At 49.1% G+C, this 19,850-nt stretch carries 18 protein-coding genes; 3 read left to right on the top strand and 15 right to left on the bottom strand.

The window, feature by feature from the left end:
- Nucleotides 1–300: 300 nt before the first annotated feature.
- Nucleotides 301–2,322 (bottom strand): DUF5107 domain-containing protein, encoded by a 2,022-nt coding sequence (locus DQG23_RS03110; protein WP_113029308.1) that lies wholly within the window; start codon nucleotides 2,320–2,322, stop codon nucleotides 301–303.
- A 119-nt stretch (nucleotides 2,323–2,441) separates the two neighbouring features.
- Between DQG23_RS03110 and DQG23_RS03105 the strand changes: the two genes are divergently transcribed.
- Nucleotides 2,442–3,293 carry a helix-turn-helix domain-containing protein gene (locus DQG23_RS03105; RefSeq protein WP_113029307.1) on the top strand — a complete coding sequence of 284 codons (852 nt, stop codon included), beginning with the start codon at nucleotides 2,442–2,444 and terminating at the stop codon, nucleotides 3,291–3,293.
- An 8-nt stretch (nucleotides 3,294–3,301) separates the two neighbouring features.
- Here the strand turns inward: DQG23_RS03105 and DQG23_RS03100 are convergent, their stop codons facing one another.
- From DQG23_RS03100 to DQG23_RS03050, 12 genes are all read right to left on the bottom strand, one after another.
- Entirely contained in the window at nucleotides 3,302–4,501 is a 1,200-nt protein-coding gene (locus DQG23_RS03100) for an MFS transporter (RefSeq protein ID WP_113029306.1), read from the bottom strand.
- A gap of 254 nt (nucleotides 4,502–4,755) precedes the next feature.
- Nucleotides 4,756–5,883 carry a GerAB/ArcD/ProY family transporter gene (locus DQG23_RS03095; protein WP_113029305.1) on the bottom strand — a complete coding sequence of 376 codons (1,128 nt, stop codon included), beginning with the start codon at nucleotides 5,881–5,883 and terminating at the stop codon, nucleotides 4,756–4,758.
- Nucleotides 5,876–6,160, bottom strand: coding sequence for a hypothetical protein (locus tag DQG23_RS03090; RefSeq protein ID WP_113029304.1), 285 nt, complete (start codon nucleotides 6,158–6,160; stop codon nucleotides 5,876–5,878). Before DQG23_RS03090 ends, DQG23_RS03095 begins: the two co-directional genes overlap by 8 nt.
- 14 nt (nucleotides 6,161–6,174) lie before the next feature.
- Nucleotides 6,175–7,326 (bottom strand): Ger(x)C family spore germination protein, encoded by a 1,152-nt coding sequence (locus DQG23_RS03085; protein WP_113029303.1) that lies wholly within the window; start codon nucleotides 7,324–7,326, stop codon nucleotides 6,175–6,177.
- A 38-nt stretch (nucleotides 7,327–7,364) separates the two neighbouring features.
- A complete protein-coding gene (locus DQG23_RS03080; protein WP_113029302.1) occupies nucleotides 7,365–8,861 on the bottom strand; it encodes a spore germination protein in 1,497 nt (498 codons plus the stop codon).
- A gap of 219 nt (nucleotides 8,862–9,080) precedes the next feature.
- Nucleotides 9,081–9,209 carry a hypothetical protein gene (locus DQG23_RS43370; protein ID WP_272949023.1) on the bottom strand — a complete coding sequence of 43 codons (129 nt, stop codon included), beginning with the start codon at nucleotides 9,207–9,209 and terminating at the stop codon, nucleotides 9,081–9,083.
- Nucleotides 9,210–9,568: 359 nt separating this feature from the next.
- On the bottom strand, nucleotides 9,569–10,159 hold the full coding sequence (locus DQG23_RS03075) for a DoxX family membrane protein (RefSeq protein WP_113029574.1): 591 nt from the start codon (nucleotides 10,157–10,159) through the stop codon (nucleotides 9,569–9,571).
- Nucleotides 10,160–10,358: 199 nt separating this feature from the next.
- Nucleotides 10,359–12,086 (bottom strand): type 2 periplasmic-binding domain-containing protein, encoded by a 1,728-nt coding sequence (locus DQG23_RS03070; RefSeq protein WP_113029301.1) that lies wholly within the window; start codon nucleotides 12,084–12,086, stop codon nucleotides 10,359–10,361.
- A gap of 50 nt (nucleotides 12,087–12,136) precedes the next feature.
- The gene (locus DQG23_RS03065; protein WP_113029300.1) at nucleotides 12,137–13,036 is read right to left on the bottom strand and encodes a carbohydrate ABC transporter permease; all 900 of its coding nucleotides are present in this window, start codon (nucleotides 13,034–13,036) and stop codon (nucleotides 12,137–12,139) included.
- 68 nt (nucleotides 13,037–13,104) lie between these two features.
- Nucleotides 13,105–14,067 carry an ABC transporter permease gene (locus DQG23_RS03060; protein WP_113029299.1) on the bottom strand — a complete coding sequence of 321 codons (963 nt, stop codon included), beginning with the start codon at nucleotides 14,065–14,067 and terminating at the stop codon, nucleotides 13,105–13,107.
- Nucleotides 14,068–14,370: 303 nt separating this feature from the next.
- Entirely contained in the window at nucleotides 14,371–15,063 is a 693-nt protein-coding gene (locus DQG23_RS03055) for a GntR family transcriptional regulator (RefSeq protein WP_113029298.1), read from the bottom strand.
- A gap of 195 nt (nucleotides 15,064–15,258) precedes the next feature.
- Nucleotides 15,259–16,683, bottom strand: a complete 1,425-nt coding sequence (locus DQG23_RS03050) for a HEAT repeat domain-containing protein (RefSeq protein WP_158560271.1) — start codon at nucleotides 16,681–16,683, stop codon at nucleotides 15,259–15,261.
- A gap of 452 nt (nucleotides 16,684–17,135) precedes the next feature.
- Between DQG23_RS03050 and DQG23_RS03045 the strand changes: the two genes are divergently transcribed.
- On the top strand, nucleotides 17,136–17,675 hold the full coding sequence (locus DQG23_RS03045) for a hypothetical protein (protein ID WP_113029296.1): 540 nt from the start codon (nucleotides 17,136–17,138) through the stop codon (nucleotides 17,673–17,675).
- A gap of 82 nt (nucleotides 17,676–17,757) precedes the next feature.
- Here DQG23_RS03045 and DQG23_RS03040 read toward each other — a convergent pair whose 3' ends face one another.
- The gene (locus tag DQG23_RS03040; protein ID WP_113029295.1) at nucleotides 17,758–18,063 is read right to left on the bottom strand and encodes a Dabb family protein; all 306 of its coding nucleotides are present in this window, start codon (nucleotides 18,061–18,063) and stop codon (nucleotides 17,758–17,760) included.
- 304 nt (nucleotides 18,064–18,367) lie between these two features.
- On the opposite strand from DQG23_RS03040, the gene DQG23_RS03035 reads away from it, so the two are divergent.
- Nucleotides 18,368–18,730, top strand: coding sequence for a DUF6173 family protein (locus DQG23_RS03035; protein WP_202865851.1), 363 nt, complete (start codon nucleotides 18,368–18,370; stop codon nucleotides 18,728–18,730).
- A 131-nt stretch (nucleotides 18,731–18,861) separates the two neighbouring features.
- Here DQG23_RS03035 and DQG23_RS03030 read toward each other — a convergent pair whose 3' ends face one another.
- Entirely contained in the window at nucleotides 18,862–19,821 is a 960-nt protein-coding gene (locus DQG23_RS03030; protein WP_158560270.1) for a Gmad2 immunoglobulin-like domain-containing protein, read from the bottom strand.
- Nucleotides 19,822–19,850: the final 29 nt, after the last annotated feature.

Genomic DNA, 19,850 nt, shown 5'->3' with positions numbered 1-19,850 from the left:
CATGAAAATAATTGATGATACTTGTTGAGCAGAGTTTTATTGCAAAGTTTTCTCAGATATCCTGCCTGTTCTTTAACAATTATATTGTAAAACCGAGGCAGTTCAAAATGCTGTAACGGATCGGTTTTTTCCGAAATGTAAAATAAGCTTCCAAAACCGCTGCTAATGCGGTGATGGAAGCTTATCCGTTCGCCAATCAAGTGCGCTAAACAGGGGATGAAAATAGTAAGAATGATATCGGGACTGCCCTGATCCTGGCGACGGCAAGTGCTAGCCCTATCGACTTAAAACGCTATTTCATCAGCTCATTCTAAAATCAATATGCCGAGGAGGCGGGAATAAAGCGGCCGCTTGGGTCTCCAGCTCGCTGGTGAGCTCCACATTGTTCTTCATAGCCAGCTTCTTGGCCTGATAACGGTACCATAGCTTGACGATCGACAGCTCGCCTTCTCGTATGACAGCCAAATCCGCTGCGAATAACCGTTCCAGAAAATCAAACTCGTTCATCTCCAGCGCCGCTTCTCCTACGATGACTTGCAGTCGCTGTGTGCTCTTAATCGACTCCGGGAATGATTCGTACAGGCTCCATACTTTCGTATGCTGACCGGATTTCATCAGCAGTTCCAAATACTCTTCCGCAAACGCTCTGTCCGGAAAACCTCCCGATACAAGGTAAGCCTGCTCCAAATAGGAGACTGCCACCTCTGTATCCCCCTTATGTTTGCTAACCTCGGCAAGATTCCGGAGTACCCAAGCTGAAGGTCGGATTTGCAGGGAACGCTCCCAAGCTTCAACGGCTTCCTCCTCGGCCCCTTGCTCATAAAGCATCACGCCAAGGTGCATAAATGCCGCCCATGATTCATTCTCAGTTTCCGTAAGACTCACCTGAAGCATGGCAAGCCATTCCTCTTGCACCATCCACGAAGCCGGTATTTCGTCAATCCCTTGATCCGGCAATCGCCCTGCCATCATCAATTCCAGCCAAGGCTGCTGAGCAGCGGTCAGGCTGGTCTCTTCGAACCGGAGTCCCTTCGGCGTCGTTCTGTCTTCCATTCTTTCGCGGCGCCGTCTCTCCAAAGCGCCCCAGCCCGACCCTGTATGCAATAGCAGCTCAGGCTCACGATCTGCGTAGCTTTGCAGCTTCTCATGAATCCTGTATACCTCGTCCTCCGGAAGCAGCTGTTCTACAATCTCATCTATATAGTTCCGGGCTTCGTCCCAATTTCCTTGATTGGTTTTGTCCGCATCCACATCGACGACACCGTACAGCTGCGTGAAATCCCATGTTGACTGCGCCGGCTGATCGATTCCATGCAGCTGGGTAGGCGCTAGGCCGCCTTGAATTTCAATGTAGTCGCCTTCGCCCGGTCTGCTTAGAAAATCGCGCCATCTCCGGCCACCCGTATGATTTCCCCAGCAGAACATTTTACGGTAGCGAAGCAGCGAGGTCGAACGTTCATAAACCAATCTGCCGTCCTCATAGGCAATCGCCTCCCAAGGAGAACGGTAATCATGCGGAGGTTGAAAAAAATACTCATTGGCAAACGGGAATTGCAGCGGATACGAAACGTCAGCGTCAGGCACTGTCGGCAAATTGGGTAGCTTCCCGGCTCCAAATCCTTTGACATGATGGTCGATATAAATCACATCGCCGGTTGAAGAGAAGACGCGCGAACGTTCCGTCTCCTCGACCGCGACATTTGTCCACCAGTACATCGGAACGGCTTCGTCATTATCGTTGACGATCCGGACATAAACGCGCAAATGCTCCGACCCGGGCGGAAGATGGACGTCGATTTGCCAAAATACATTTTTGCAGCGCTCATATTCATACAGCCGCAAAAACTCGTTCCCTTCCTCATCGGCAAGCTTTGCCGCATGTACCGGCGAGCACGTCAAGAAGGTATGCCCCAGCTGCCCGATGTTCCATTCGATCCCCCCAGAGAACCAGGCATCCAGAATAGCAAGATTGGCCGGCTGAAGCACCGGATTTTTGTACAGCACCTCGCGGTTCGTACGCTTATCCTTGAGCGAGTACAATCTGCCTCCGTAATCGGGTAAAAATACGGCTTGCAGGATTTCGTTTTCAACAACTATCGATTTAATTGGAGTCATCCGTCTATCCCTCGTATAGCGGTCCTGCATCCGGTAAGGCAAATATCTTTCCCCGGTTTCGCTGCCCAGCTTCTCCTTCTGCTCCAATGAAAGGCTTCCGTTCTCCGCCACGTTCCGATGCCGCTGTCTGCTCCTAAACTTCGGAAGCGGGTTTTCGCCGTTTAAATCTGCGGCCTCCATGTTTATAACCGAATTGTATACTGCCATACGCGCTCATCCCTCTCCACAAAATATGTACTTTTTTCACATCATAGTCTATAATTTCGTTGAATAATAGTGATTAAAATCGCAATTATATGGATTAATTTATAGAGGGCGTGAGGCGTTTGTTTTATTCGGCTTATCACATACCGGAGCTGGATGAAGGGGGGACTGCGAGCGCAACCGAGTTTCTCCAAATGAATTGCATCGGCCACTACGGCCTTCAGAATACAAAATACGAGCGATACCGCAAATTCGGCAGAAAGGATTATTTGTTGATCTACAACCATTCCGGCAAGGCGATCGTAAGGGCCGACGGCGGGGATCATGAAGTCGGGGACGGAACCGTTGTCATTTATCGTCCCGGGGAAGAGCAGCTATATCGATTAAGCGACGAGCAGCCGATCGAAAGCTACTGGATTCATTTCACGGGGTATGGCGTTGAAAGCACCCTGCACAGACTCGGTCTATCCGACAGAAGCATTTACAAGACAGGGCAAATGGAGGAGTACGCCTATTTATCGAAGATGGCCCGGAACGAAATGCTTTCGCAAAAAATCGGCTATGATTTGAACATATCCGCTCTTCTGATTCAAATGCTTTCCTTAATTTCGCGCAGCTGTTTGCAGTCCGGGTATACAAGCGCGCAGCTTGAAAGCAGCAACAGACTCGAGTTGTCCATCAGCTACCTTCACGCGAACTACGAGAAACCGATCACGATTCCTGAGCTATCCGGACTCGCAGGCCTTTCCGTAAGCCGGTACATTCATTTGTTTAAGCAACGGACCGGCTCGACTCCCAAGGATTATTTGATCAAATTCAGACTGCATAAAGCGAAGGAGCTTTTACGCGACACCCGCTTGACCATACGCCAAATCTCGCTGATCGTCGGATTCGTCGACCAGCTGTATTTTAGCAGAGTGTACAAAAAATTTGAGGGGATCAGCCCCAAGGAAGCCAGGCATCGGGGCTTGTAAGCGATGTACTAAATCAGTTCTTCTTTCCGTCTTAAATGAAGGTATAACATATAGCTGCAAACCGCGCATACTGCGGCACATAATCCGATGAAGCCGTACCCGGCTTGGAGTCCGCGGAGCAGCCCGATTTGGGTATCGGCTCCGTATAAACGCTTGACAGCTTCAATGACTCCCCCTATCAGATAATTGCCAATGACGCTCCCTACTCCCATTAGCGTAACCGTAAAAGTAATGGCCGTATCGCTGCCGTTCGGATATCTTTTGGCAAGAAACGCCATAACCGTCGGATAAATCATCGCTATGCCGATTCCTGCCGCAGCAAACAAATAGGCAAGCCTCTCTCCTCCCAAAATGGCTCCAAACGTGCATACGGCAGAAAACCCAGAAAAAATAATAAGCGATAGGTTAAACCCGATTTTATCCGTCAACGGCCCGAGCAAAAGTCTTGCTAAAGCAAAACAGAGGAAAAAGGCGGACAGCATGCCGGAAGCCGTAACGGTATCCCACTCGTAAGCCTTCTCCAGAAAATTAACCAGCCAACCGCCTACCGCCAATTCCGACACCACGCCAAACGAGAGAATCAACACCATAAACCACAAGGCCGGGTCTCGCATCAGCATTTTCAACGGAATCCGGTCTTCGTGCGAGATTTCATCGCCTGGGAAAGTACTGCGCAAAGCAAAAAGTATCGGCAGAATGGATAACGAAAGCATGACCAAATACATGCCGCGCCAGTCGAGCGTGTGGCCGAATACGCTTACCGTCATTAACCCCGTTGCAATCAAGGGAGCCACCGTGGAGCTAAGACCATAAAAGCCGTGGGTCAAATTCATCATCGTTCCCGTATTTTTCACGAAGATCCGCGCCCCAAGAATGGCTAACGCGATTTCAAGCATGCCGTTCCCAACGTACATCAGGAAATAAGACGAGGAGAACATCGGATAACTGCGGGAGAAATAAATAAGAATCCCGGAAGCGATCATCGCTCCGAATGCGGCGATACTTACAAGCTTAATGCCCCATATTCGCGCCAGAAATGCTGTGAATGAACATGCGATCAAATACCCGAGTGCATTAAGCGATAGCAAAGCGCCAAGCTGCGATTCGTTTAACATGAAATCGAACTGGATTCGCGGAATGGCCGGTCCTTTAATATTTTCCGAGAAACCAAAAATAACGCTGCCCAAAAAAATCGTCGCCAGCTGCATGGCGTAGATTTTATTAAACCTCTTCTATACCAAACGGTCCTCCACGCTAATGAACCTCCAATGCCTATCCCGTATGTACTTACTATTCTCTAGGAAACACCTGAAATAAATTGTAGGCTCAGTTGTAAGTTTTAGCAAGGCACTTCTGCTCGTTCGCATAACAAGGCCGCCGTTCCAACCGGCAGCCTCGTCCATATAGAAGGTAAACATACGTTTCCGTTCGTGTAATAGACAGCTAACGGTTCACATCCCGATCAGCGCACCCTGTAACGGTCGGCTCGGCCGCCATTCCGCCCCTTTCCGCGCTTTTTGAGCAGCGTCACGATACATAACAAGTACACCGGCAAGCTTGCCGAAAACGTAACGAGCGGCCAGCTAAGCAGTACTTCACTGAAAGCCGCTTCCTGTTTGACCGAAACGACCGACAAGTAAAAGCCCAGAAGCGCAAGCGGATAGATGATAATTCCGTTATCCTGCACCTTCAAGAGCTTTTCAACCGTCAAATTCAGCGCATAAAGCGTTATGGTCGATTTCATATAGGAGCCCGCGAGCAGCGAGATGCCGATGACGGACTCTCCTCGTTCCACAATTTCCTGAATGCTGATCATTCTGGCCAGTATATAAATCGGATACCGGAATTCGTATGTCATCGGCCCAAGCGACATCAGGGTACACAGGTTCACGAACAGTAAAATAATCCAGTTGCACAAATAAGCGATGTAAATCGGTTTGATCCGGACGGTTCCTTTCTGCATACGGATAAACGAGAACAACATGGCAAAAACTACAAAATCTCCGTATAGGAAGCCGAAGACCAGATAAACGCCGTGCAGCTGCGGCTTAAACCCGTGCGGCATAACAGGAAGCAGATATTCGAAATGGTAATAGGGAATTCCGAGGATAAGCACGATAAGAATCGATCCCATCAAAATGACAAGCACCATCGTAAACATGCGGGCGATGACTTCCATGCCTGCCCGGGCTGTCATGGCGGATACTAAAGCGATTAGCGCGTTAAAAACGTACAAAGGCGTTTCCTTCATCATCGTTGTCGTAAAGAAGAACCCTACCGAGAAGTAAATATACGAGGACAGCAGCAGCGCGAACACGAGATACGGCAGCATGATAACGACAGTCATCGCGTACCCGAACGTTTGCATGCTGCACTCAACCAGAGATTGTCCAGGATACCGGCGTGTTAAATATAACATGCTGGATAACAGAACTAGACCGCCTATTCCGGAAAAAAACCAAGACAGCCACGCGCCGCTTCCGGCTGCGGCCAGCAAAGGAGACGGGATGTAAAGAATGGTGGAACCGGTTGTATAAACGAACAACAAGGCAGCCATTTGCCAGGAGCTGACGTTTTCCCGACTATTCATCCGCACTATCCTCCTTATGTTTGGAAGGATCCGGAATCGTTTGGGGTTTTAAAACCTTATCGATGCGCACAGCAAGCTTTTCGAATGCAAACGTAACGCCGTCCGGCAAATTAGGCATCGTTTTGTCAACTATATACCCATAGCCCGTATAACCCGCATATAGCATAATCAAGACGAATACAAGCCGAACTTTCCGCGATGCGCCTTTCCAATCCTGCATGCCGGCAATAAGAGCGGCAGCCGCTGTAAGCAGAAATACAAGCACTCTTTCCCCCATACCTTTTCCTCCGTTTACTCGTAATAAGGCTTCGATATGAGCACGCCTGAATTGATGATTTGTACGTCGATGTGAATGTCGAAATCGGCACGCGCAAAACGATCATCCCAATCGCTCTTCCACTGCATCCATAATGCGGGGTGATGCCGATAAAGCCAATCGCCGATCCCCAGAAGATCCAGCTTTTTACTCTGAGCCAGTGCGATCGTCTTTCGCTGCTCTTTTTCCACATAGTCCCGTATCCGGCCGGCGACCTGTTTTTCCGCATCGGAATTCAGGGCGGAGGTGCATCGGATCTCGCTGAAGCTCCCCTTAATCTTTGTGTTAATCCGTACGGATACCGTGTCTTGTTTCGGTTTGATGCGGGTAGTCGATTGTAAGGAAGTGATTTCAAAGGTTTCCTTCAGATTGTTCTTGTCTTTGCAAGGGACTTCAAGAATACCGAACTGAAATTCGTCACGGAGCATCAGCAGGCTTTCCACGTTGGCCGAGTTCATGAAGTCGTCCACAACTCTGCCGTCTTTAATTACAGCAAGCTTGGAGAGCGCTATATCCTTACTTTCAGCGTCGCTCATGTAAGTATAGGGGAGAAGGACAATGCCGGTTTGACCTCTGAATTGAATGGCCAGGTCCAGCAAATTGACGTTTTTGGATTTAGCCGAAAATCGGGAAGCCGATTGCGACATCTCCTTTAACTGCTGCCCGATCGTGCTTTCAATAAAAGGCTTTTGCGCCAAGAAATCCTTCGCCTCTCCTTTGGCCATGATGACCGTAACCGTATCGCGGGGTTCGTGATCGCGTACAAAAAAATCCGTCAGCTCCTGGACATTCCGCTTTTTCCCTATCTGTTCGCTGATTACGATAATCCGCATATGGCTCCATTGCGCCTTACGGCCCATCCGCAGCGGGATATCCCGAATAGCTTCGAAAACCGAATCCGCTTTAGTCGTAATATTGAACGCCGCCGGTCCCTGCTGTCCCCCCTCCAGGGAACCGCCTCCTCCGGGCTTGTAAAAATGGGTGGTCAGCTGGAGCTTCCCGTCAGGCGAGTCGTCGATGGCGATAGCTTGTACGAACGCCCAATCCGTCAATTCAAATTTATTCCAGCAGCCCGATAAGGAAAAGAGTAAACCTAGCGATAGAACGATAACAAGCATTCGCTTCATTCGTCTCCTGCCTTTCGGGGCATATTGTTGAATATCGGTTATTCGCGAAACGGACGTTTCCGGGGAGAGCGCATCAAAAGTCTGATCGGCGCCCGCAGCAGAAAGTCTCGAATAAGCTGGCCGGGCTCGAACGGCGATAGACTCGACAAATAGGGAACGCCGAGCACACGCAATTTGGTCACATGAAGGAGAATGAGAAAATATCCGATCATAAGCCCAAAGCCGCCGAGAGTGGCTGCCAGCAGCATAAGGGGGAATCGTAAAATCCGCAAAGCAACCCCTAAGTTATATTGCGGCAAAGCAAAGGAGGCGATGCCGGTTAACGCAACAACAATGACCATGATGGGGGAAGAGATTTTGGCTTGAATGGCCGCTTGCCCGATAACGAGGGCGCCGACAATACTGACGGCCGAGCCGATCGGCCGCGGCAGCCGTATGCCCGCTTCGCGAAGCAGCTCGAAAAAAAACTCCATGATCAGCGCTTCTATGAAGGCTGGAAAAGGGATCTTTTCCCGCGTATCCAGAATGGCAAGCAGCAGTACTGTCGGAATAAGCTCCGGATGAAAGGTGGAAAACGCGATATATAAGCTGGGAAGCGTAAGCGCTATGACGAATGCAACGATGCGAAGCGTACGAATCAGCGAAGCGTAAATCGTCCGTTGATAATAATCCTCGCTTGTCGTAAAAAATTCCACGAACAGCCCGGGGCAAATCATGATGCTGGGCGTCCCTTGAACGAGTACGATAATTTTCCCTTCCAATAAAGCTGCGTTCGCGACATCCGGCCGTTCCGTGTAGCGGACCTGGGGAAAAGGAGAATATCTCGACTCCTCCACCCATTCCTCCAGATAGCTCGTATCCAATATTTCTTGATCGCCGATACGGGACATTTTCGTTTTGAATTCGGCCAGCGTTTGCGGATCGACAGTACCATCCAAGTAGCCGTATACGATTTCCCTGTCGCTCTCCACCCCGCTGTAGAACGTCTCGAATTTCAGCCTTGGCGTTCGCAATAAGCTTCGCAGCAGTCCGATATTCGTATGCAAATCTTCAATCGTACTATTATGAGGGCCAAAAACGACGGATTCCATAATCGGCTCGGAAACCGCTCTCGTTTGTATGCCCGGCATGCTGTAGCAGATTGCATGATCCCAGCCTTCGATAAAAATCACAATGCAGCCTCTAAGTATTTGCTTCACGGCATGCTCAAAGGAATCCAAAATCGAAGGCGTATGCGTTGTGACCCCCTGACCTTCGAAATAAAGGCGGACATCTTCCGGTGTAAGATTGGCGTCTGCTCCGGCTAACATCGGCGACAAATCCCGAAGAGTCGCCTTCATGTAACTTTCTTGCGAACCTTCCGTTAACGTCTCCAAATAAACCGAAAAGGCGGAATGCCTGAGCCCGGAACCAAAATTCCAGGACTGGAGCTTGAGGTCGTGGCAATGGCAGAACAACTCCTCGATCCGCTCCCGATTGACCGTCAGTTCCCGGGAAACAAGCTCGGAAGCGGAACGCGGTTTCCGGTGCTTCATAAGGATTTTCCTTCCAGCTTTTTTGGCTAGTATGCCTAGCAAGCACGAAAATTATGTATTCGGCTCCCGCAGTTACAACAAGAAAACCGTCCGAAATCACGGACGGCCCTTTGGTGCATGGCTATATATTTGTGCGTATGGGAGGGATGGGGATAGGCCTTCGGTGCTTTTTATCACGTCTTTGACTTTTAGAGCTCCTCCGTCCGGTATACATACCGCTTACTCCTCCCCGCTCATCGCTTGCATGCACTGCTGTTCGATTTTGCCCACTTGGAATCGTGCACAGCTTCCTTTCCCCGTCTGTAGTCCGAAAACGCCTGCTTGCAGCGGGTATTTTGATCGGCACATCGATGAATTCGTTCTCCAAGCCGGCAAAATCGGACTCCAGCATAAGGCGAACCTTGATCCCTGGCTCCAAGTGGGCTATTTCGGACTACAACATATAGAGAGCCTTCCTAGCACAGTGTAGGAATGAACGCGTGATCGTCCTTTAAACTATTCATATAAATTTGAAAGTTAACTTGGCCTGACATATCCGCTATCCCGGAAGTGAAGTTGGCGTAATATTCTCCGGCCTTCAAAGGAGTAACCATAGATATGACCCATGTCGTATAGGCAGGAACTCTCACGATGCTTCCCGGAACTATGCTGCTCAGAAAAAAAACGAACCGGCTTCAATCGAAGCCGATCCGTTTTTATCCAATCCATTATGAAGAAACCTGTTGATCTTTCTTGTTCCGATTGCGGAAATTCCAAGGTGTGCCAAGGAACGGCAATGCCCATCTGTCGAGACCGTACCAGCCGGCCACTTTCCAGCCCAACACGATCCATGTCGCCAGGATGAACAATAACGGATTCGTGCTAAGCGTTCCTGCGAAAAGGAAGCTCGCATTCATGAAGGCGCCGAAAAAGGCGGCGATGCCTGTCAATAAGCCAAGTATCAGACCAAGACCCACAAGCAGCTCGCCGAATGCAACGACGTAAGAAAATACTTCAGCGTTTGGCAGCACCGTATTTTCCAAAAATGTCGCATACCAGCCCGACACGTCCTTGCCGCTCTCCGCTTTCCCAAGCGCTCCCTTGACAAAGCCTGTCAATCCCGCACCGGCGTTGCTGCCAACCCACTTGTCATCGGTAACCTTGTGCCATCCCGCATTGACCCACGCATACCCTAAATATAAACGGATAATTAACCAAAATAGGCCCGACCTCGTATTATTGAAAAAGAAATTCGATACCGGGTTTTCCGGGATGACGATGTTTTTACCTTTTAGCTCTTCTTTAATAGTCAATACCATCAGCTCCAGTGTCATATTTTACCTACATAATACTACATTTTGCAAAAGTGTAAAGGCAAAAAATGCCATGCGCGTACATAGCCGTAGAACGAAAAGCCTCTCATGAACAGCCAGGAAAGCCGCAAAAAGCTGCCTGGAGGGCGATGATGGAACGAAAAAAAAGGAGCTGCCGCGAAGGCAGGCTCCCCTATAACGCTTTTTATTTGTATTGACGGTCATAGGCTTTTTGCATGGTGCTTACATATTTGCTGAATCCCAAGTTTTCGATATCCTTCTTGTATGCCTCCCAATCCTTGTCGATATCTTTCTTGCCGGTTACGAATTCCATGATGCTTTTCTCGACGTAATTGGTGAGCTGTGTCTTCGGTTCCGCGATGGCTTCCGCTTCATCCGTTTTGTAGAAGATCGGAGGCGGAATGATGCTTGCGCCGTGCGGCTTATAGTCTTTAACCGCTGCATCCCACAGAATCTGCTCTTGGTTGAAAGAGCCGTCGTTCGTTACCGCCAGCGTGCCCTTGTCGTCAGCCGAAGCGTATAAAATGCCCGTCGTCGCCCAGAACTTATCATTAGGCGTGCCCCATTGGAAGGTCTGTTTCCACAAAGCTTGCTGGCCGTTCAACCCTTTCACGCCCTGCTCCGGTTTGACCCACGTATCGCCTTCCGGTCCGTAGAAGAAATTTCTCCACTCCAGATCGCGGGAATAGTCGGTTGCCAAGGCGTCGCCAAGACGGAAAGCCACCTCCGGATTGGCCGCATATTTGGTAATAACGAACGATGGCGAGCCGAAAGGTTCGTACCATGGGGTGATTTGTTTGCCGGATGCGCCTTTGAGCGGCGGCACTACGACAAAGTCGTCACGCGCCCCTTTAACGCCGATATCGATTACGGAGCTGAGCGCCCCGTCGGCAAAAGCGCCCACCCGGTTGCCGTCCGGTCCGCCGATCAGCACCTTGGCTTGGCTCGCCTTCAGCGAGAACGCTTCTTTATCGATCAGTCCGTCATCGTACATTTTTTTGAGGAACTTCAAACCGTCCTTCCATCCGTCCTGCATATACGAAGCTTTAACCTGATTGTTGTCCATATACAACCATCCATAAGCTTTGCCGTTGCTCGGCACGAACGGATTCATCAAAAATCCGGTCAGCTCGCCGTTCCAGCCGTCGATCGTCGCAATTAACGGAATTTCATCCTGCTTGCCGTTGCCGTTCAAATCTTTCGCTTGCTTAAATGCCATAAACACATTGTAGAGCTCGTCAGGCGTGGTCGGCATCTTCTGCCCGGCCGCATCCAGCCATTTTTGGTTGATCCAGAATCGCTGGGAGTACATGCAGTGCATACATTCCGCTACATAAGGCAATGCGTAAATTTTACCGTCGGGGGCGGTAATTTGCTTCAGCAGATTCGGATATTTCTCTATCAGCTTTTTGTAATTGGTGCCGTATTTTTCGATATAATCGTTTAAAGGCAGGAACAGACCCTGAGAGCCGTATGTTGCGATTTGGTCGGTGGACAGCCCCGATTTCATAAAGACATCCGGGAGCTTCGAGCCGCTTGCCAGCATCAGATTAAGCTTCTGTTTCGCTTCCTCCGCCGTTTCCGGTCCGAGCACAAAATTCACATCGATATTCGTTTTCTTCTCCAGCCATTTCGTAGCCGCATTGTTCTCCCACTCTGTGATCCAGGATATCTTGGGCGTATACATGCTGATTTCCTGCTTCTTCGTGACGATCGGAAACTCTCCGGGTGCCGTCATGTCGGAAGCTTTCGCCGTCGGACTTGCCGAATTTCCCGTCTCTGCCTTCGGCTCGCTCGACTTGCCGGCCGGATCCCCTTTCCCGCTGTCCGTTCCGCTCGTACATGCTGCAAGAAGCAGACATAACACGACGGAGACGATAACCGCGAAGCGGGTACTTCTCCTTTTCCGCATTTCAAACCCTCCCTGAAATAAAGAGTATATGATGAACGGCTGCAGCCGCCTCATCCTTTAATTGCGCCGATCATGACCCCTTTGACAAAGTAACGCTGGATGAACGGATAGATGATAAGCAGCGGAACGGTGGATACGATGATCAAAGAATATTTCAACAGCTCGCTTAGCCCGATTTTGGCGGAAAGCGTATCGATATCGACGTTTTGCATCATGGACATATTCACGCTGTTCGCAACAAGAATATCCCGCAGCACCAAAGTCAAAGGCCATAAGGATTCCCGGTTCGTATACATAAGCGCATCGAAGTAGGAGTTCCAGATCGAGACCGAATAAAACAGCGCCAGAACGGCAATGATCGGTTTGGACAGAGGGAGGAGCACCGAAACCAGATAGCGTATATCGCTGCAGCCGTCGATTTGCGCCGCTTCCAGCAGCTCCGACGGCGTGCTCTGAAAGTAGGTCCTCGCAATAATGACATTAAATACCGACATCGCTTGCGGAAGGATGAGCGCCCAGCGGGTATCGAGCATGCCCAAATTTTTCACGAGAATGTAGGTCGGGATGATGCCGCCGCCGAAAAACATCGTAAACGCAAAGATCAGCATAATGATATTTCGCGGTTTAAAATCTCGTCTTGCCAGCGGATAGGCCGCTGCGATCGTCAGGATGACGCTGATAACCGTCCCGGTAACGGTATAAAACAGCGTGTTCGCGTAGCCGGTCATAATACTGTCGCTGGCAAATACCGCTTTGTAGCCGTCCAGCGAAAAGTTTACCGGGAATAACCATACTCTGCCGCTCACGACTGCATTGGGCGAGCTGAATGACGCGCTAACGACATAGATGAGAGGATAAATAATGGCAAGCAGAATCAATAGCAGAAACAAATCGTTCGCCATATAAAACAGCCGATCCTGCCTGGATATACGCCGGTTATAAACGCTCATAGGCTCCTCCTATAAAATGCTTGGTTTACAAGGGTGGCTTTCTGATTCAAGAAATTAGATGGAAGCAGTTACCACAAACTAGTATTTCCGAACCGTTTCGCGAGCCCGTTGACGATGAGCAAAATCAAGAAATTGATGATCGAATTGAAAAAGCCGATAGCCGTCGAGTAGGAATAATTAGGAAAGCTGCTTAGGAAGCTGAGCTTATATAGATAAGTGGATATGACTTCGGAGGTCGCTAGGTTGGTCGGATTTTGCATCAGATACACTTTTTCGAAGCCGACGCTCATGATGTATCCCGTATTTAATATCAACAAAATAACAGCCACCGGGATCAGTACGGGCAAATCGACATAAAGTACGCGTTTGAATCTGCTGGCGCCGTCCATTATCGCCGCTTCATGCTGCTCCCAATCTACGTTTGCAAGTACGGATATATAAAGGATCGTGTTCCACCCCATATTTTGCCATACCTCGGACCATACATAGATGTGCCTGAACCATTGCTCGGACCCCATGAACAAGACCGGATCGCCGCCGAAATAACCGATAATTTGGTTTACGACGCCAAACTTGGGAGATAAAAATTGGTACATCATGCCGACGAGTACGACTACCGAGATGAAATGGGGAGCGTAAGTGAACATTTGTACGGATTTCTTGAACTTGGTGCGCAGCGTGATGTTAAATGCGAGTGCGAGAATGATGGGGATGGGAAATCCGACTGCCAATCCATAAACCGTCAGAAATAACGTATTTCGAATAACGGTCTCGAACGAAGGCGAATTAAAAAAGTTCTCGAAATGCTTGAGGCCTACCCACGGACTGCCGGATATTCCTTTCGTGGCGATGAAATCCTTAAAGGCGATCTGCAGCCCATATATGGGGACGTAATGGAACACCACGATATAAACAAGCGGTAACAAAACGAGCAAATAAAGCTGATACCGGGAAGTTAACTCTTTTTTCATCCGTTTCAAAAGCGATGATCCCCCGCGAATCTGCACATTCGTCTCCAGATTCCTTTCCATTCAAACATCCCTTTCGAGGTATGAATTATGCCGCCGCTTTTTCAAAAATGTAATTGCAGCCCTTTTCGGTAAGCGCTTACAACAACAGTCCATAACGAATTTAAACATGCTGCCTGATAACTCTTCAATCTATTGGGCAATGTCTTCATCCGCCTCCCCTACTCCATTCTCAACAGAATCGATAAACGAGCGTAATTGTGATTGCAACGGATGGATGATCTTATTTAATTTCCTTATTTATTATTTATTCTACTTGGATTATATATAAGATATGTCAGTGTACTTCATGAAAATAAATGTGCATCAAATCCAATGATTTTGCGCCAATTCGTTCTGGTCGAACATGCCGATGTCAACGAAATTTCTGTAGGAACGATAAATATGTTCTCTCATTACCTTCTCGGCCTCGTCGGGATCCCCGTTTTTCAGCACCTCGATCAATTCCAAATGCTCGGCTACCTCCTGGGCTTTGGTGTATTTCCTCTGAAGAATCCGGTTAACGAGCTGAATCCGGAACGAAATGAATTCGTACATCGACAACAAAATCGAGTGCATGGAAAGCTTATAAATATAGTGATGGATGTAGCTGGAATCCTGAGAAAGCAGCTCGATGGAATCATCCGTTATTTTCGCTTTCATTTCGCCATAAAACTGCTCCAAATGCTTGATGTCCTTGATCGTTACATTTTGTACCGCCAGCCGGATGGCCATGCCTTCCAAAACGGCGCGATACGAATAAATTTCGAACACGTCCTTTGCGCTCAAGGAGCGGACTAATGCGCCTCTATTCGGAACTACATCCACTACCTGTTCGCCGACCAATTGATGAATCGCTTCGCGAATCGGCGTTTGGCTGATACCGAGCTCCCGGACCAACTGGCTTTCTACGATTCGATCGCCGGGATTCAAGTCGCCGCTAATGATTTTGCTCTTGATAAGTGACACAATGTCTGCACGTAGGCTTTGATTATCCGTTGAATGACGTCTTGGCTCCATCCCTGGTATGCTCCTTTATGGGGATATGGTTAAAAATAACATTTGATATAATATACTTCTTTTCTATATCATTTTAGAACTTTAAGTTTGATCCCAAGGGTTCAGGTTTTCCCACTACGCTTCCCGCGATTTATTTTCCGATAAACTTAAAACAACCATCAGGGACTGTCGCCTGATGGTTGTTACGAAGCGGGTTCAGTATGTGTTTCTGCTCGTGGTTACCGGACACCAGCGGGCTTTCTGCAAATAGGGAAGCAACACGTCCAAGGCTTCGTCCGTTCTGATTCGGGCCAGCGCTTCGGAGGCTGCTCCAGGCACATAACGATACGGGTCGTTTAAAGCTTTCTCCAGCGAGTGAACGGCTGCAGCCGCATCCTTGCCGACTCTTGCCAGAGCAAGCGCAGCTGTAAATCGCGTGAAGTTGTCCGGATCGTTCAACAGCGCTTCACATAAAGCCGGAACAACCAAGGAAGCAGGATTCCGTATTAACCCCAATGCTTCCACGGCATGCTGACGGACGAAGGTGGTTTTGTCATGTAATAACGCAGTAAGGGCCGGAACCGCCCCTCCGGCCGCTTCGCCGAGTTCTCCCAGTGCAAATGCAATATAGCCGTGCGTTTGATCATGAACGGTTTCGGATTGCAAGGCTTCGATTAACGGAGGGACGGAGTCCTCTCCAATCACGATCAAGCCGTGAGCGGCATTGCATGCCACCGAATGCACCGGGGAATGTACGGCTTCCACCAAGGCGGGAATCGCAGCGTTTCCGATCGCGGCTAATTCGTAAGCGGCGTTTAACGATTGGATTTCATTCTCCCCTTCGAGCGTATCGGCCAACTGACGGATTCGTTCCTGCTCTTGCACCGCCTCTTCCGGCAGCGTGCTTTCTTCCGTCTCTATGCCGTTCGTTTTCCCTGACAACCAGTTCCATTCATGCTCCCACATCAAGCGATGTTCGTTCCCATGCTGAAGTGTGCCGGGGGAAATAAACATGCTGCTTTTGTTGTTCCAGGTCGGGGATTTAGGCGCATCCATCCGAAAAAACTGAAACTTCAGCATATACCGGTCAATATCCGATTGATTGTGGGTTGCCGTATGCCATAGGTCATATGCGATCAGCGCCATGCTGCCGGCTTTGCCTGTCACCTTCTTCGTAGTTGCAGCATCCCCCGGCTTCAAATAATAGTTCTGGGTTCCGGGCATCAGTGCCGAAGGTCCCATAACCTCGGTAACATCCTGCGTGTAATAAAAAATGATGACGGACCACGGATGATGATTCCGTATTTTTTCGTTAAGCCAATAATTGTCCTTATGCCATCCGACCTGCCCGGCTCCCGACTTGGTCAGATGACCATGCCGATGCGCGCTCATGATGTAATCCGGCCCGAGTATACTGGTTAAAGCTCCCGATACGACGGGGTGTTCGAAGAAACGTCCGATTTCCGGAATCCGCGGCAGCAGATTATTGCCGGGGTTCCCTTCATCCTTGTAAACCTCGTTCAATTTTTGCATAACGGTCTGATGGAATTCGGCAGAAAAATCGGTGTTTAGCTTCAAATATCCGTTGGCAATAAAATCCGCCATTTGATCATCCGTCAATAAAATCTTATCCGCTGTCATGTGATGAATGCCTCCCCATATCAAGATTTGGTTCCTCGTTCCATTCACTTGCTCCACAAGCTGCACGCCAATTGCATGGATAAGCGCATTTACAAACTGTACATCGGCAGCCGGCATGTAAACGCTTTTAACCGGCCGTACGCCTTCCTTTCCTTCTCGATACGGACTCCTTTCTTCAGAGAATGAGCCGCGTTTTTTTACAATATGAATGGATCCTATATATTTTGTTAGTATTAAATATAATCCCGATGACCGGCCAATATGTTGTATCGGTAAAAATTATTCCCGTATGCATCCGGCATGAAAAATAAGCTTTTAGTCGGATTACAAATTCGGACAAACATGTAAAACTAGGGAAATACCCAAGAAAGTGGATGGGTTATCGAAAGATGTGCAGATTATGGAATCCGTAATGTGCGCTTGACATCATTGTTTGGAGAGGAGCCTGAAAAATGCCGATGCCGACCGAAATGGAAATGTCGTTACTGTTCGAAAGAAATAACGTCCTGCTGGACCATTTTTTAAGTGAGCATAAGGAAAAGCTTAAACGCCGCTTGATTTCCGAAGAGGAACTGAAAGCTTCGTCGGATGAGAATTTCGAGGATATGATCGTAGAAGCTTTTGTGAACGTGTATGGAGTAGCAGTGGATTGGCGGGATTATGACGAAGATATCGTCAGCCAGTTCGGACGTGTCATTCCTCAAGAAGTGGATGTTGAAAATACTGAGGAGGGGTTGAATGTTTCCTACGACGGCGAGAATTTCGTTATCAAGCTGAGCTTCTCGCCGAAGGATCGTTACATAACGGTCAGAGGGTTCCAGTCAATCGTACGCGAGCGGTATGAATTGAGGTTGTTCGAGTCGTCCTACATGTCGGATACGCATGTATTTATGATTTTGCCTAAGGAGACTTGGGCGGACCTGGACCGGCGTTTCCCGGAAAAAGTATTGAACGTATTTCGAAAAATCGACGATGATTTGGACTTCCCATAAGCGTTCGTTGAACCCCGCAGCAAACCGGGAACCGGAACATCCGGAACTCGGCTTGCTGCAAGTTTTCTTCCGGCGGCAAGGCCTACCTGTTCACAGGGTAATCCACGACGACGACGTTGTCCAAAATCCCGTCCAGCATTTTCACGAACTGTTGATGAACCGGATGAGGGCCATATTGCCGCAGCGCTTCCCTGTCTTCGAACGTGACGCGCAATCCAAGCGTATACCCGTGAATATTGCCGGTCTCTTCCGTCATATTCATTCCAGCCGTCAACTCCACGATCCCGGGAATTTGACCTTTGAACGCATGCAGCGCAGCCAGCAGCTCCCGCTCTTTCTCTGATGGTAAAGGTGAATTGAATCGAAACGATACCAGATGCTCATACATTTAGGTTTGATTCCTCCCCATGTTGGTCGAAAAGCTTGTCCTCTTTAATTATACGAGTGCCGCTTCGATAAGGATAGCGGTTTTCAAGCCCCCTTGCATCCGCCGGACGCTCCCGTCTTGATTTACGTTCATCCCCCTATCGTGTGACACCATGCTTTAATAAACCTGCCGCTATTTTCTGTACGCTCTCCTTATTTGCTCCTAATACCATTTTATCCCTACGCCCTTTCCTTAAGTAAACTCTCGCGGCAAGCAGGGAGTTTGTAAGTTGATGTCGAATCTTAGGAGAAAGGGGTGATCCAAAGTGGCCAAGAACCAATTACCTGAAGTGAAACCGATGTCCCTTTCCATCAATACGCCTGACGATAATTTGGCGAGCGAATTTTTCAAACGAATCGTACAAATGATTCACGATTTTGACGAAAAGCTGGAGCAGACGCATCAAGTCGGCATGCGATTGGTTTCATTCGGACAAGCCGTTACGTTCCATGTTACGCATGTCGGGTACAGCGACCCGAGCTTGATCGTTTTTTCCGGCAAGCTGGAAGACGGTTCTCAAGTGAACCTCGTTCAGCATGTTTCCCAAATCAGCTTTCTTCTTATGGCAGTTGAGCGAAAAGACCCATTGCTGCCCAAAAATCCGATCGGTTTCCTGCCGCCAAGATAGCTAAAACGCGAACTTATTTGGCAAGTATAAGCATCGTCCGCACCCTCGAAAAATACAATCGTCGGCGGCCGGGAACCGAAAGCTACTCCTTCTCCAGCCTAAAGTTAATAAGGCTATTGGCCGCTTCCCTTTCACTCCGTGATATATTTGATTTGCTCCTCCGGAACTTTCAAAGGGATAACCAGCTGTTTCTCGGCTTTCCCGTCTTTGGCGCTATGAACGTACAGAATCAGCATGATATTGGCCTGTGAAGCGTTCTTGTAGCTGACATCGAAGCGGAAACGCCCCCATGCCGGGGCTCCTTCTTCAGCCATCTGATGACCTTCCGCCAATATGTTGTGCCCGTCTTCCAACGTCCAGCTGAAGGCGGCCTCGAATACACGCGCTTCTCCCTCGACCGTGAAGGTTGCGTTCACTTTCGTGCCGGGAACCGGCGAATACACGCGGAAGGCATCGTTTTCCGCTACGGGTACCGGTATCATTTTGCCGGTGCGGGCATCGACCCGTAAGATTTGCGGCTGATCGATCGCTTCATATTGGACGAGCTCGATTTTCCAAAATCCGTCCTCTGCTTGCAAAGAGACGTTTTTGAGGGCGCGTGCGGCGGTTTGCCCGGTTAGGTCTTGAAGAGCGGCTTTGATGGCTTCCGATTGGCCGATCATTCCTTCAGGCACTCTCTGCGCGTCGTCTTGAACTATGATCTTGGCTGCGCCGCTCTGTGCAGGGTACGAAGTATCGACTGTACCGACATGCCATGCTTCCACTTGTGTGCCTACCGTCAATTTCTCGGATGTTACGGATTGACCGCTTGCATGCTGCAGCACCGTCTGTTCGTTCACCGTGAGCCAAAAAGCATCGATAGAGGGGGCGCCGTTTTTCGCAGCATACGCTGTGACCAACAAGCGATTCCCCTCCTTCCGTATAATTGTCCCTTTATCAAAAACTTTGACTGCTTGCGGCTTCTGTTCCTGTTCCGGCTGACGGGTCGGTTCGGAGGTTGCTGAAGAGCCCCCTCCTTGGCTGCCGCATGATGCCAAAATCGTCATGATGCAAAGCAATACGAGATAAAGAAACCCTCTTTGTTTTCTCATACCTCTCAACTCCTTTGACATGACAGACG

Origin of the sequence: Paenibacillus contaminans (genome assembly GCF_003285015.1) — a bacterium.
GTDB lineage: Bacteria > Bacillota > Bacilli > Paenibacillales > NBRC-103111 > Paenibacillus_V > Paenibacillus_V contaminans.
The sequence above is the reverse complement of the archived record's forward strand: the minus strand, read 5'-3'. Positions and strand labels throughout refer to the sequence as shown.

Coding starts and splice junctions, on each gene's coding strand:
- DQG23_RS03080 (WP_113029302.1), bottom strand. CDS start 8,861: ATGAAGCACCGGAAACCGCGTTCCGCTTCCGAGCTTGTTTCCCGGGAA.
- DQG23_RS03030 (WP_158560270.1), bottom strand. CDS start 19,821: ATGAGAAAACAAAGAGGGTTTCTTTATCTCGTATTGCTTTGCATCATG.
- DQG23_RS03085 (WP_113029303.1), bottom strand. CDS start 7,326: ATGAAGCGAATGCTTGTTATCGTTCTATCGCTAGGTTTACTCTTTTCC.
- DQG23_RS03040 (WP_113029295.1), bottom strand. CDS start 18,063: ATGTATGAGCATCTGGTATCGTTTCGATTCAATTCACCTTTACCATCA.
- DQG23_RS03065 (WP_113029300.1), bottom strand. CDS start 13,036: ATGAGCGTTTATAACCGGCGTATATCCAGGCAGGATCGGCTGTTTTAT.
- DQG23_RS03045 (WP_113029296.1), top strand. CDS start 17,136: ATGCCGATGCCGACCGAAATGGAAATGTCGTTACTGTTCGAAAGAAAT.
- DQG23_RS03060 (WP_113029299.1), bottom strand. CDS start 14,067: ATGGAAAGGAATCTGGAGACGAATGTGCAGATTCGCGGGGGATCATCG.
- DQG23_RS03075 (WP_113029574.1), bottom strand. CDS start 10,159: ATGGTATTGACTATTAAAGAAGAGCTAAAAGGTAAAAACATCGTCATC.
- DQG23_RS03055 (WP_113029298.1), bottom strand. CDS start 15,063: ATGGAGCCAAGACGTCATTCAACGGATAATCAAAGCCTACGTGCAGAC.
- DQG23_RS03090 (WP_113029304.1), bottom strand. CDS start 6,160: ATGGGGGAAAGAGTGCTTGTATTTCTGCTTACAGCGGCTGCCGCTCTT.
- DQG23_RS43370 (WP_272949023.1), bottom strand. CDS start 9,209: ATGTGCCGATCAAAATACCCGCTGCAAGCAGGCGTTTTCGGACTACAG.
- DQG23_RS03100 (WP_113029306.1), bottom strand. CDS start 4,501: ATGCAGCTGGCGACGATTTTTTTGGGCAGCGTTATTTTTGGTTTCTCG.
- DQG23_RS03070 (WP_113029301.1), bottom strand. CDS start 12,086: ATGCGGAAAAGGAGAAGTACCCGCTTCGCGGTTATCGTCTCCGTCGTG.
- DQG23_RS03110 (WP_113029308.1), bottom strand. CDS start 2,322: ATGGCAGTATACAATTCGGTTATAAACATGGAGGCCGCAGATTTAAAC.
- DQG23_RS03095 (WP_113029305.1), bottom strand. CDS start 5,883: ATGAATAGTCGGGAAAACGTCAGCTCCTGGCAAATGGCTGCCTTGTTG.
- DQG23_RS03050 (WP_158560271.1), bottom strand. CDS start 16,683: ATGACAGCGGATAAGATTTTATTGACGGATGATCAAATGGCGGATTTT.